Source organism: Bacillus nakamurai (assembly GCF_001584325.1).
In the GTDB taxonomy this organism is placed as follows: Bacteria; Bacillota; Bacilli; order Bacillales; family Bacillaceae; genus Bacillus; species Bacillus nakamurai.
This window is the reverse complement of record NZ_LSAZ01000002.1, coordinates 76,839-88,984: the sequence shown is the minus strand read 5'-3', so window position 1 is coordinate 88,984 and position 12,146 is coordinate 76,839. Positions and strand designations below refer to the sequence as shown.

Annotated in this window: 14 protein-coding genes; 8 read left to right on the top strand and 6 right to left on the bottom strand. The window is 46.1% G+C overall.

All coding sequences use genetic code 11. The features are described from left to right. Nucleotides 1–62 precede the first annotated feature (62 nt). Nucleotides 63–167 (bottom strand): YhdX family protein, encoded by a 105-nt coding sequence (locus AXI59_RS19610; RefSeq protein ID WP_156476197.1) that lies wholly within the window; start codon nt 165–167, stop codon nt 63–65. Nucleotides 168–336: 169 nt separating this feature from the next. Here AXI59_RS19610 and AXI59_RS01035 point away from each other — a divergent pair, with 169 nt between their 5' ends. The 3 genes from AXI59_RS01035 to crcB are packed head-to-tail and all read left to right on the top strand — an operon-like array spanning nt 337 to nt 1,803. After that, entirely contained in the window at nt 337–1,050 is a 714-nt protein-coding gene (locus AXI59_RS01035; RefSeq protein ID WP_061521412.1) for a glycerophosphodiester phosphodiesterase, read from the top strand. A gap of 1 nt (nt 1,051) precedes the next feature. Continuing rightward, nucleotides 1,052–1,447 carry a fluoride efflux transporter FluC gene (locus AXI59_RS01030; RefSeq protein WP_061527135.1) on the top strand — a complete coding sequence of 132 codons (396 nt, stop codon included), beginning with the start codon at nt 1,052–1,054 and terminating at the stop codon, nt 1,445–1,447. Then, a complete protein-coding gene (crcB, locus tag AXI59_RS01025; RefSeq protein ID WP_061521410.1) occupies nt 1,444–1,803 on the top strand; it encodes a fluoride efflux transporter CrcB in 360 nt (119 codons plus the stop codon). The genes AXI59_RS01030 and crcB overlap by 4 nt, the downstream gene beginning before the upstream one ends. A 15-nt stretch (nt 1,804–1,818) precedes the next feature. Here crcB and AXI59_RS01020 read toward each other — a convergent pair whose 3' ends face one another. The 3 genes from AXI59_RS01020 to AXI59_RS01010 all read right to left on the bottom strand — a co-directional run bounded on the left by AXI59_RS01020 (nt 1,819) and on the right by AXI59_RS01010 (nt 5,940). Then, the gene (locus AXI59_RS01020; RefSeq protein WP_061527134.1) at nt 1,819–3,207 is read right to left on the bottom strand and encodes a hemolysin family protein; all 1,389 of its coding nucleotides are present in this window, start codon (nt 3,205–3,207) and stop codon (nt 1,819–1,821) included. A gap of 232 nt (nt 3,208–3,439) precedes the next feature. Then, entirely contained in the window at nt 3,440–4,684 is a 1,245-nt protein-coding gene (locus AXI59_RS01015) for a beta-ketoacyl synthase N-terminal-like domain-containing protein (protein ID WP_061527133.1), read from the bottom strand. Nucleotides 4,685–4,716: 32 nt separating this feature from the next. After that, complete coding sequence (locus AXI59_RS01010) at nt 4,717–5,940, bottom strand: pyridoxal phosphate-dependent aminotransferase (protein ID WP_061527132.1); 1,224 nt, start codon at nt 5,938–5,940, stop codon at nt 4,717–4,719. Nucleotides 5,941–6,100: 160 nt separating this feature from the next. On the opposite strand from AXI59_RS01010, the gene AXI59_RS01005 reads away from it, so the two are divergent. Together AXI59_RS01005 and AXI59_RS01000 are read left to right on the top strand one after the other, a co-directional pair. Further along, entirely contained in the window at nt 6,101–6,526 is a 426-nt protein-coding gene (locus AXI59_RS01005) for a MerR family transcriptional regulator (RefSeq protein ID WP_061527131.1), read from the top strand. 61 nt (nt 6,527–6,587) lie between these two features. Then, nucleotides 6,588–7,922 (top strand): hemolysin family protein, encoded by a 1,335-nt coding sequence (locus AXI59_RS01000; protein WP_061521405.1) that lies wholly within the window; start codon nt 6,588–6,590, stop codon nt 7,920–7,922. 53 nt (nt 7,923–7,975) lie between these two features. On the opposite strand, the gene AXI59_RS00995 is transcribed toward AXI59_RS01000, so the two are convergent. After that, the gene (locus tag AXI59_RS00995; RefSeq protein ID WP_061521404.1) at nt 7,976–8,575 is read right to left on the bottom strand and encodes a lysophospholipid acyltransferase family protein; all 600 of its coding nucleotides are present in this window, start codon (nt 8,573–8,575) and stop codon (nt 7,976–7,978) included. Nucleotides 8,576–8,813: 238 nt separating this feature from the next. Between AXI59_RS00995 and sigM the strand changes: the two genes are divergently transcribed. From sigM to AXI59_RS00980, 3 genes are read left to right on the top strand one after another with little or no spacing between them, the layout of a single operon-like run. Next, the gene (gene sigM, locus AXI59_RS00990; protein WP_003155312.1) at nt 8,814–9,305 is read left to right on the top strand and encodes an RNA polymerase sigma factor SigM; all 492 of its coding nucleotides are present in this window, start codon (nt 8,814–8,816) and stop codon (nt 9,303–9,305) included. Then, nucleotides 9,295–10,371, top strand: a complete 1,077-nt coding sequence (locus AXI59_RS00985) for an anti-sigma factor (protein ID WP_156476196.1) — start codon at nt 9,295–9,297, stop codon at nt 10,369–10,371. Before sigM ends, AXI59_RS00985 begins: the two co-directional genes overlap by 11 nt. Next, nucleotides 10,359–10,649, top strand: coding sequence for a hypothetical protein (locus AXI59_RS00980; protein ID WP_061521402.1), 291 nt, complete (start codon nt 10,359–10,361; stop codon nt 10,647–10,649). Before AXI59_RS00985 ends, AXI59_RS00980 begins: the two co-directional genes overlap by 13 nt. A gap of 47 nt (nt 10,650–10,696) precedes the next feature. Here AXI59_RS00980 and AXI59_RS00975 read toward each other — a convergent pair whose 3' ends face one another. Then, nucleotides 10,697–12,052: a sodium-dependent transporter gene (locus AXI59_RS00975; RefSeq protein ID WP_061521401.1), complete on the bottom strand. Its 1,356-nt coding sequence runs from the start codon at nt 12,050–12,052 to the stop codon at nt 10,697–10,699. Nucleotides 12,053–12,146: the final 94 nt, after the last annotated feature.

Here is a 12,146-nt window from a genome sequence, read left to right as displayed (position 1 = left end):
AATACAGCCGGGGTTTTCGCATAATCGTTCAAATATCAGCCAGATACAACAGGGGCAGGCACCTATTTCTTCTTCGCTTGTGTCTGATTCAGGAGAGTCGCTTTTTGCATTTCAGCATCGGTTTCGGCCTTAATTCTTTCCTCCACTTTCAATCTCCCTTTTCCCATGATCTCGCCTCCTTTGTGCCATTATAAATGCTCTCAATGCATTGTAAACCGAAGAAAGCACTATCTTTATTCCAAAAAAATACTTTTTGCATATTCACCAGTTTGCATCGCTGTGCATATATGAAATTTGATACAATAACAGAAATGCCCTTGAGGGGAGCTGACAAGCTTGTATACCATCGCCCACCGCGGCGCATCCGGATACGCGCCCGAAAATACATTTGCCGCGTTTGATATTGCGGCCGACATGAATACTGATTTAATTGAGCTTGACGTCCAGCTCACAAAAGACGGTCATATTGTCGTCATCCACGATGACAAAGTGGATCGGACGACGGACGGCTCCGGCTTTGTAAAAGATTTTACGCTGAAGGAGCTGCAGACACTTGACGCCGGAAGCTGGTTCGGTCCTGAGTTTAAAGGTGAACGGATACCCTTGCTTGAAGAAGTCCTGAAGCGCTATCATCCTGAAATCGGACTTTTGATTGAACTGAAAGGCCACGCTTCCCAAATCGGTCTTGAAAAAGCAGTCGGCCAGCTGTTAGGCCGTTTTTCCTTTTCAATTCACCATATCGTTCAATCTTTCAGCATCAAGTCGATTCAGACCTTTCACGAGATGTACCCGTCTGTGCCGACCGCAATCATTACCCGGCCCAGCTTCGGCATGTTTTCCCAAAATCAGCTGAACGCCTACAAATCAGTCGCAAACTATGTCAATATTAAATATACCCGGCTTAATCGGTACTTGATTTCTTCCGCCCGCAAAAATGGCCTGAAAGTGTTTGCCTGGACGGTAAGAGATCCAAAAACGGCCGCCAAGCTCCAAGACATGGTTGACGGCATTGTAACAGATTACCCGGACTTCATTTCTAAGGGTGGCTGATATGAAACAATACATTGCAATCTTTATCGGAGGCGCATTAGGGGCTCTGCTTCGCTTTGAAATGAGCGTGCATATCCATAGCGGCGCCTTTCCGGCGGCTACTTTGATTGAAAACGCGGCGGGAAGCCTTTTGCTTGGACTTATTACTGGTTATTTTATCATTCGGGCAAAGCACCCTCTCTTATCTGCATTTTTAGGCACAGGTTTTTGCGGAGGCTTTACGACGATGTCAACATTCTCAAAAGAGACCGTCTTTTTAATGCAATCGTCTCCCCGGGACGCTTTTCTTTATTTTGCCGTCACAATCGTTTCAGGCCTTGCGTTTGCGTTCGCCGGCATCGCCGCCGGACGGCAATTGGCATTTCGCTTATCGGGAAGGGGGCATAAAACGTCATGACGGTTTTCTGTATGTGCCTTGCCGGAGGAATAGGTGCTGTCTTTCGCTTTTTTCTGGGAAGAGCGGTTACAGCAAAATCCGGCGGCTTTCCGATTCCAATAGGAATGGCGGCAGTCAATCTGCTGGGCGCCTTCGGTCTCGGGCTGTTTACCGGAATCGGATTGAACAACCCTTCAGCAGGCATCATCATTGCGACAGGCTTTTTCGGTGCGTTTACCACCTTTTCCACTTTCAGCGCTGAGGCCGTGCAGCTGCTGCTGAACAATCGCGTAAAGGCAAGTCTGTTGTACATCGCCGTGTCGGCAGCCGGAAGCCTTTTGGCGTTTTGGGCAGGCTGGATGATCATGTCTGTATAAAAAAAACCTTGAGCTTTATTTTTCGCTCAAGGTTGCGTTTTGAAGTATTACCGTCTCAGGCACAGGCAGCGGGTGGTTTTTTGTCTCCAGCGCGCCCAAGCGGCCTGATTTTTCTTTCAGTTCAATTTGTTTGATAAACCGGCCGTCCATCTCCAAAACCCGGGCAGTGAACCGGCCGATGTATATCGACTCCCCCGCCGTGATATCAATGTTTTCTTTCAGCACGAGCCCGCCGATAGTATCGACTTCATCCTGAATGGAGGCGCCAAGCAAGTGATTCACCTGATCAATCCGAACCTTTCCGTCTAACACGTAATGTTGTTCGGACAGCTTTTGAATCAGCGGCTGTTCATCTTCATCAAATTCATCTCTGATGTCACCGACGATTTCTTCAAGAATGTCTTCGGTCGTCACGAGACCTGACGTTCCCCCGTATTCATCAGACAGAATCGCCAAATGAATCCGTTCTCTCTGCATTTTGATCAGCAGGTCGTGAACGGGAATCGTCTCAATCACTTCAATGACCGGTCTTACATACGGCGTTATCGATAAACCCGCTTTTTCTTCCTCTGTCATAAACAGCAGATCCGAAAACAGATGCTTCGTGTTCACCATACCGATGACGCTGTCTTTGTCCCCATCGGTTACAGGCCAGCGCGTATATTTGTCCTTCAGCATCATATCCAGCATTTCCGGTATAGACATATCCGTTGAAACAGCGGCCATTTCCTTTCTCGGAATCATGATCTCCTTCGCGAGCCGGTTATCAAACTCAAAAATTTTATTCACAAATGTATATTCAGACGGATTTATCTCTCCGTTTTTTAAACTTTCTGACAGCAGTATTCTCAGCTCTTCCTCTGAATGGGAGCCTTCATGCTCAGATGCCGGCTTTAATCCGAACAGTCCGGTCAGAAGCCTGGCGGAGCCGTTCAGCACCCAAATAATCGGGAACATCAGCAAGTAAAATAAGCGAAGCGGCCCGGCAATCCATAACGTCAGTTTTTCCGCTTTTTGAATGGCAACCGTTTTAGGCGCAAGCTCACCTATCACGACGTGCAAAAACGTAATCAGTGCATACGCCGCAGCAAAAGAAATGACATGTTCAGCCGAATCCGGCAGCCCCATTCCCGCAAACAAGGGATGAAGCATCCGCTCAAAAGCAGGTTCTCCCAGCACGCCGAGTCCGATGGATGTCAGCGTAATACCAAGCTGTGACGCCGATAAGTATTCATCAAGATCCGTAATGATGCGCTTTGCGAGTACCGCCCGTCTGTTCCCTTCTGAAATGAGCCGGTCGATTCTGGATCTCCTTACTCTGACGATCGCAAACTCACTCGCGACGAAAAATGCCGTTAAAGCAATGAGTACAGCAATTAAGATCAAACTGTCAATGTCGTCCATTTCACCTTATCCAAAGGATAAGGACGTCACCTCCTGATTGCATCATTTTTTCTTAAGTTTGAGGTACGAAATGGGTGATTGACTATACAGAGGGCCCCATCCCGCCACCTCCTAAGTCAAAGCATGATTATCATTTGTATATTTTACTGTATCACAACTCATTCCAGAATTATTTCTTCATGTTTCGTTTTTTTAATCATATAAAAAACAGCCTTCAGAAAGAAGACTGCCGTTATCTGTTTCGGAAATGATTTTCTAAACAAAGCGCCGTATTGATTCCCCCGAACCCCATGCTTAAACTTAACGCACATTGTACCGTATGTGCGCGCGGTTTGTCTTTCACCCAATGAAATGTATCGTCAATCGGCTCCGTTAAGTTCCGTGTAGGATGGAGCATAGATTCCCGCATTTGCAAAAGGGAGGAAATGACTTCCACCGTACCGGCAGCGCTCAGGCCGTGCCCGGTGATCGATTTTGTCGCGTTGATCCGCGCGTGTGACAGACCGCTCTCAGAAAGCGCCTGGCATTCAGTCTTGTCTCCGATCGGCGAACCGGTGCCGTGCGGATTGATGTAATCAATCTCTTTCGCTGAAAGCCCCGCCCGATCCAATGCCTGGCGGATGACAGTCATTTCCCCTTCAATAGAAGGGTTTGGATTGCGGTTGCCGTCAGAGGCCATGCCCCATCCTCTCAGGCCGGCCCATGAGCGCGCGCCCCGCTTGTCCGCGGACTCAGCCCGTTCAAGCACAATCGCCCCGCATGCTTCTCCGTAAATAAAACCGTCCGTATGCCTGTCAAACGGGCGGCAGGCGGCCTCAGGGCATTCGGCATATTTGTCAGTACCCATGGCCCCTAATGAGCGCAGCGCCTGACATTCCATGTATGAAAGATCTGTTAACGCCCCGATGACAATGCAGCGGTCAAACAGGCCGCCGTTGATCGCCTGGGCAGCCTGAATGACGGCCGCCTGACCGCTCGCAGATGCCCCGCCTACCGTAAAGGCGGGCCCTTTTATCCCGAATTGCTCCGTGCAGAGCCCGGACAAATCACTATCCATAAAAGAGAGCCCGTACGTCGGATTCACAAATTGCGGCGACTCGCTGTTTTTTTCAAAGGCTTGCACCAGTTCGCGCTGCTGAACATTGGAGCCGCCGATGATTAATCCGGTGCGGCTCGGATCGGCTCCGTCTAATACAGCATCCCGCCATGCCTCATCTAAAGCGATAAGTGCGGCCTTTCCGGACAATGAAGCCCTTCGGTACAGACGCTTGGAGAGCGTGTCGGGAGGCGTTAAATCTTTCAGCTCTGCGCCGATAAATGAAGTGCCTTTCTGCCGTCCCGGACGCTTCATCACATCAAACGCGTGACGTCCCTCCATAAGGGCCTCGAGAAATGCGTCCTTTCCTTGCCCGACTGCCGTTAATACGCCGATTCCGGTGATTTTTATTTCAGATGTCCCATCATTTCTCATAGACATTAAACCGTTCTCCCATCTTTATATATTGGAAGCTATGAAACGAAATCCTGATACAAAGCAGCAAAAATCTCCCGCGAATTTTTGATTTGTTCTAAAGACACGCTGAAAGATAACCGGAAGTAGCCGCTCCTTCCGAATCCGCTGCCGGGCACGATCAATAATTTATATTTCTGTGCGGCATGCATGCAAAACTCGACTTCATCCTCAATCGGTGATTTAGGAAAAACGAAGAAGCCTCCTTTCGGCATCTCAAAATCGAAACCGGCTTCTGCCAGGATGTCAACGATAAGGTCTCTCCGCTCCCGATAAGGGGCCGCGTCTATCGTCAGATCATCCATTTCAGCCACGGTGCGCTGCATCATGACAGGCGCATTCACAAATCCGAGCGTCCGATTGCAATAAACGAAAGCATCCGTCAGAAGATCACGTTCAGGCATTTGGCCGTCCAAACCGATATACCCAAGCCTTTCCCCCGCAATCCCGAGATCTTTACTGAAGGAACTGACTAAAATGACGCGGTGGTACGCTTGGAACGGATTCGCCTGCTCTTCCCCGTAGATCAGCTGGCTGTACGGTTCATCAAAGAGGATATAGATGCTTTGGCCGTGTTTTTCCTCCGCTTCTTTTAATAAGGCGCCCAATTCATTTATATTGTTTTGGCTTAAAACCGTCCCCGTCGGGTTGTGCGGCGTATTTAAAATCAACCCCTTTGTCTGGGGAGTGATCGCTTTCCTTACCGCTTCAATATCAATCTCAAATGTGTCAGTAAGCGGACATATAACGGGTTTTCCGCGGTAATTTTCAATATACACTTTATATTCCGCAAAATAAGGCGCTAACAGAATCACTTCTTCGCCCGGATTCAACATGCTCTTCAGCGCGACATTCAGCCCCCCGCCGGCTCCGACCGTCATTACGACATGCTTGAAAGAAATGTCTGCCTCAAACCGCTTTGATAAAAAGCGCGCTACCTTTTCTCTCGCTTCCGGAAGCCCTTGGTTTTGTATGTATCCGTGCCGTCCCGCTGAAGCCGCTTCACACAGCGCCTTTTTAAATGCTTCAGGCGGCTCGGTAACGGGATTTCCGATTGAAAAATCAAATACCTTATCGGCGCCGTATTCCTTCTTCAGCCGCGCGCCTTCATCAAACAGCTTGCGAATCCATGATCCTTTCTGTAAATTCTCTGTAACTTCTTTTGATAAACCTGCCACTTTAAATCTGTCCCTTCTGCCCGTTTGCTCGTCTTCCTTCGCCAAACTGCTCTCTATTTACAATGATTATGGAAGATTTGCATGATTCAGTCAACGCTTTTTCCTAAAACCTTCACTGCCAATTAAAGCAGCAGCACTGGAAAACAATAAACTTGTGCAACTCCTCTTCATATATTAAACTATTCTCATAACTATAACGTGATGGTTGGGGAGGGATTTAGATGGGGCTGAGACTTATCGCATCAGTGAATTAGCGGCTCTTGCCGGAGTAACGAAGCGGACGGTGGATTACTACACAAATCTTGGTCTGTTAACGCCGGCCAGGTCTTGTTCGAACTATCGTTACTACGATACACTTGCACTTAAACGGCTAATGTTTATTGTCGCTTGTAAAAAGCAGCGATTGGCCCTGTCTGATATAAAAGATCGACTGGAGAACCAGTTTCCCTCTTCAGCTTTGATTGATGATATTGGAAATTTGGCAACGGAAATTGATGATATGAATCAAAATATCTCCGGGATCTTGCATCGGTTTGAAAAGCTTGAGCCTGAGGAGCGAGCCCAGCTGAAAAAACGGCTTACTCCCGAAAAGCTTGCAGTGCTTCAATCATTTATGCTGCTGTTAAGTTAAACCATTATCTTATTAACAGGAGGTGTTACCTTCATTTTCCCAAAAGGAGTGAAGGTTCTAATTGGACATTGTGAATTTGATTTTAGTCGCGGTTTTAATCGCGCTGACGGCATTTTTCGTAGCATCTGAGTTTGCGATAATCAGAATCAGAGGCTCACGGGTTGACCAGCTTATAGCAGAAGGAAATAAAGCCGCAATCGGTGTAAAAAAAGTGACCACGCATTTGGATGAGTACTTATCGGCGTGCCAGCTCGGCATTACATTGACTTCGATTGGTCTTGGTGTCTTAGGCGAATCAACGATTGAACGCATGCTTCATCCGCTTTTCACAAAATTAAACGCACCAAGCTCACTATCGCATGTTATTTCATTCATTCTGGCCTACGCCATCATTACATTTTTACACGTGGTCGTAGGGGAATTGGCGCCGAAAACAGTCGCCATCCAAAAAGCGGAGGCTGTTTCGATGCTGTTTTCGAAGCCGCTCATTTGGTTTTACCGCATCATGTTCCCGTTTATTTGGCTTTTGAACAATTCCGCCCGTCTTTTGACAAAGATGTTCGGTTTGGAGACGGTTTCTGAAAATGAGCTTGCCCATTCGGAAGAAGAGCTGCGCATCATTTTATCAGAAAGCTATAAAAGCGGTGAAATCAACCAGTCTGAATTTAAATATGTGAATAAAATCTTTGAATTTGACGACAGACTCGCAAAAGAAATTATGATTCCGAGAACGGAAATCGTCAGTCTGCCGCATGATATCAAAATCTCTGAAATGATGGAGATCATTCAGATTGAAAAATATACACGCTACCCTGTTGAAGAGGGCGACAAAGACAATATTATCGGCGTCATCAATATTAAAGAAGTGCTGACCGCCTGCATCAGCGGCGAAGTGTCAGTTGACTCGCCGATTACCGCTTTTGTAAATCCGATCATTCATGTGATTGAATCTGCGCCTATTCACGACCTGCTTGTAAAAATGCAAAAAGAACGGGTTCATATGGCGATTCTGTCAGACGAATACGGCGGTACCGCGGGTCTTGTGACCGTTGAAGATATTATTGAAGAAATCGTCGGGGAAATCCGGGACGAATTTGATATTGATGAAATCAACGAGATCCGCAAACTCGGGGACGGCCATTATATGCTCGACGGAAAAGTCCTGATTGACCAAGTAAACGACTTGCTCGGCATTCATTTAGAAAATGACGAGGTCGACACAATCGGCGGCTGGTTCCTTACCCAGAAATACGACGTGCAGCAGCATGATTCCATTATTGAAGAAGGCTGCGAATTTATAATTAATGAAATTGAAGGCCACCACGTTGCTTATATCGAAGTAAAAAAGCTGGCGTTTGACGAACTGTTAGAAACCGCCGAGCAAAAAGAGGCGTAATCCTCACAAAAAAAGCTTGCCGTTCGCATAGACGGCAAGCTTTTTTAATTCTGTTACATCTGTTCAAGTTTTTTCTCGAGCTCTTTTATTCTGCTGTTCAGCTCTTCTGTCATCGCTGCCAGCCTTTCCTTCGGCGCATGATCGGCGAAGTCCTCTTGGAAAAGCGGCTCCCCGATGATGAGCTTCATCTTCCCTTTTTTAAACAGCTCTTTTCCGGTGGAAGGCCCTTTGTAAGCTGCCGGAACGAGCGGCGCTTTCCCCATTTGCGCAATGGTTACGGCCCCTCTTTTCAGCGGAACGTCTTCTGATGTTCTCGTTCCGCTCGGGAAAATGCCGACAATCTTTCCTTCTTTTAAGAGCTTAATCGGCGTCTTAATGCTGCTCGGTCCGGGATTCTCCCGGTCAACCGGAAAAGCATTAATTTTCTTTAAAAACGTTCCGATCCACTTTTTCTGAAACAGCTCTTTTTTTGCCATATAATGAATCTGATGAGGCAATATTCCGACACCGAGGGTAATCACATCCACCCAGCCTGAGTGTGTACACGCAATAACGAAACCTGTATCAGACGGAAGATTTTCTTTATTGTACACTTTAATTCCTCCGCGCAGGGAGAGAATGCCCTTGAGGACATTTGCACAAAAATTATACATAACGCACTTCCTTTGTTGTAATGATCAAATGTATTCTCCCTCTATTATAACAATATTTTTTATTACCTGGTACTAATAATTATATTTTTCCTTAATCATTCTCTATCTTTTATGACGAATTTTGGGTACTATATAGAAATGGTGTTTGATTAGGTGAAAATGAAATTAAGCCGTTTGCATGGAACGTGCAACTTTAAACCTTTCTTATGCGTGTATAACATAGAGGGGAGAAAAGGCAGTGACGATCGATGAAATTTACCAAATGTATATGAATGATGTTTACCGGTTCCTGCTCTCCATGACAAAAGACAAGCATCTCGCTGAAGATTTGCTGCAGGAAACCTTTATGAGGGCATACATACACATTCACTCCTATGACCACAGCAAAGTAAAGCCATGGCTTTTTCAAGTGGCGAGAAATGCGTTTATAGATTATGTCAGAAAACATAAAAAGGAAGTGACCATTTCCGATGACTTAATTGGGAGCCTTTTTCAGACGGCTGTTCAAAGCCCGGCTCATCAAATTGAAATCAAGGAAGTGCTGACAGGGTATATGTCCGAACTCCCCGACAATTATCGGGAGGCCTTAACACTGTATTATTTAAAAGAACTGAATTACAAAGAAGCATCCCATATTATGAATATTTCAGAGGCTAATTTTAAAAGTGTTTTATTTCGTGCCAGACAGCGGCTGAAAGCACTTTATAATAGAGGTGTTAATGATGAATGAAGAATTTAAAAAGCGATTTTACCAATATAAAAATGGGGAAATGAGCGACCAAGAGATGGCCGCCTTTGAAGAGGAGCTGGAAAAGCTTGAAGTCTATCAGGAATTGATTGAAAGCGAAATGCAGGACGACCGGCAATGGGATGTCAGCATCAGCCCGGAAAAACAGCGGGCCATTTTATCATACGGAAAGCGCAAATCGTATTTGCGGATTTCTGTACTCGCCGTCATTTCTACATTGATGATTTTGCCGCTTTGCACGCTGGGAAGCTACCTCTATTACGGGCTGGGAGGAAAAGAAAGCACCGGAAATCAATTAATGGAAACCGCCGCAGTGACAGTGGCGATCACAATGCCCAACGTCCTCGTTGATACGTCAGGCTTAAAAAGCCAAGTGAAGCTGTTTGGAATGAATACAGAATTTCCGCTCCAAAAACAGATCGGCACAAAAACAAAATCCGTAGGCGGAGAACGGGTGGAGATGTTTTTGGATACGGTCAAACCGCCTGCTGTTAACTATTATGATTTAGATGTCACCCAGGCAAACCATTACTTCGCACATCCCTCAGGATTAAAGGAGCGGACGGTTGACAAAGCCGGTCAAACGTTAAAGAAATTGCCTGAAGGAAGCGTCGCCGAAGTTTATCTTTCTTACGATCGCGCCTATCCTTCAACTGAAATCTATTCGAGATTTAAAAGCTATGATGTGAAGTTTTTATGGAATGCGGTGGAAACGGAAAAAAATCTGAAAGACAGTCCTTATGCCGAGCCGTTAGGATTTCCCGGGAAAGATTCAAAAATGCTTTCCTCCTTTGAAACGCAAGGACAGACTGACCGCGAACAATTTATCAACGCACTTGAATATATGTCCCGTCATAAAAAATGGGTGCATGTCATTTCGAAACGCAAAGATATGAACCTGGACAACAGAATCAATTATGTAGACCGGCACGGAATGAACGTATACGGCTCTGTTATCACGGGACCGACAAAAGAAATCGAACGTCTGCTGAAAAATAAAGCAGTAAAAGCAGCAAACATCGGTGAGGTGGAATTATGGAATTGGTAAGAATCTTTAAAGAACATAATGTTTTCGGCTGGATATCAGTCGGGACCGCGATCTTGTCCCTGCTGCTGCTGAATGTGGCAATTATCAGCAATGTGACCTTTTATTCTTATCAGATGCTGCCGTTTGCGATGGCGGCCGTGCCGTTTGGCATCGTTGAGCTGTTTATTAAAAAAGGCCGGACAGGTCCGGGCCTGCTCGGTGTCATCCTCAATCTTTTCGTTATTGTCTGTGTGTATACAATCGTTGCGGTTGATACGAATTTGCAGTTTGGTTTTTAAATGACAGCGCCCAAGACTTTCTCGTCTTGGGCGTTTTTGCTGTTTTTCTAAAATGAAAGAACTCCGATTAAATTTAACAATACGATAATGATCGCCAGCGGAACGAGATACCGCAGCAGGAAATACCACAGCTGAAAAAAAGCATAGCTGATGGCAGAGCCGCTTTTCATCTCGGCAAAAAGCTCCTGCTTCGGTATTTTCAGCGGAATAAAGATTGAAATCAATAAAGCGCCCAGCGGAATCAGCACATTACTGACGGTGAAATCCGCCAGATCAAAAAAGGTTTTGCCAAACACATGCACATCGGCAAGAACACCGTACGATAAGCAAGACGGAATGCCGACTAAAAAAATGAGCAGACCGCTTGTCCAAGACAGTTTCTTTCTTTTCGTTTCATCGCCTTTCCCGACTGTCGCCACGATTATTTCCACCATAGAGAAAGCCGAGGTCAGTGCGGCAAAGAAAAAGACCGCGAGAAAACCGATGAAAAACAGCGTGCCGAAGGGCAGCTGATCAAATACAGCCGGAAGCACAGTAAACAGCAGCGTAGGCCCTTCATCCGGCTTTAATCCAAACGAAAACACCGCCGGAAAAATCGCCAGTCCCGCAAAAAGCGTGACGAGTACATTCATGACAACAATCGAACCGGCAGAACCGGGCAGATTTTGTGTTTTCGGCAGATAAGAGCTGTACGTCACCATAACCGATACCCCGAGTGTTAATGTGAAAAATGCCTGTCCCAATGCATATAAGATGGATTTCGGCGTGAGGTCTTCAAAATGGGGAACCAATAAAAATTTAACCCCCTCGACGGCATGATCAAGAGTGAGCGAACGCAGCACAAGCAAAATAAACAGCACGAATAAAATCGGCATTAATACCGCACTGACGCGCTCTATCCCTTTTTGTACGCCTTTTGCGACGACGGCTACCGTTATGATCATAAACAACAGCTGCGCCATGAGCGTCTGAATTGGATTTTCAATGACTGCGCCAAACATCGAACCGTACTGTTCCTGAGTGAGCCCTGACAAAGAACCTGAAACGGCTTTCAGCACATAAAGCAAAATCCATCCGCCGACGACACTGTAAAAAGATAAGACTAAAAAACAGGCTGCCACGCCTACATAACCCGTGAGATGCCACAGTGATTTCGGCGCCGCTTTTTTATAGGCATCAATTGCATTTGTCTGGTTCCGTCTTCCGAATATAAATTCACCGAGCAGAAGCGGATAACCGAGAAGAACGGTAAAGAGGACAAATACGAGAAAAAAAGCGCCTCCCCCATTCGTTCCCGCTACATAAGGGAACTTCCAAATGGCTCCAAGACCGATGGCCGAACCCGCAGCAGCCATAATAAATCCTATTTTTGAGGCCCATTGAACCTTTTTTTGGTCAGACACGACTTTCCACTTCCCTTCCGCCCTATATTATCCCTTATTCGCTTCCATAACTTAAGCCTATTTTGATATGTTTTATTGTTCTGAAAAATAAAAA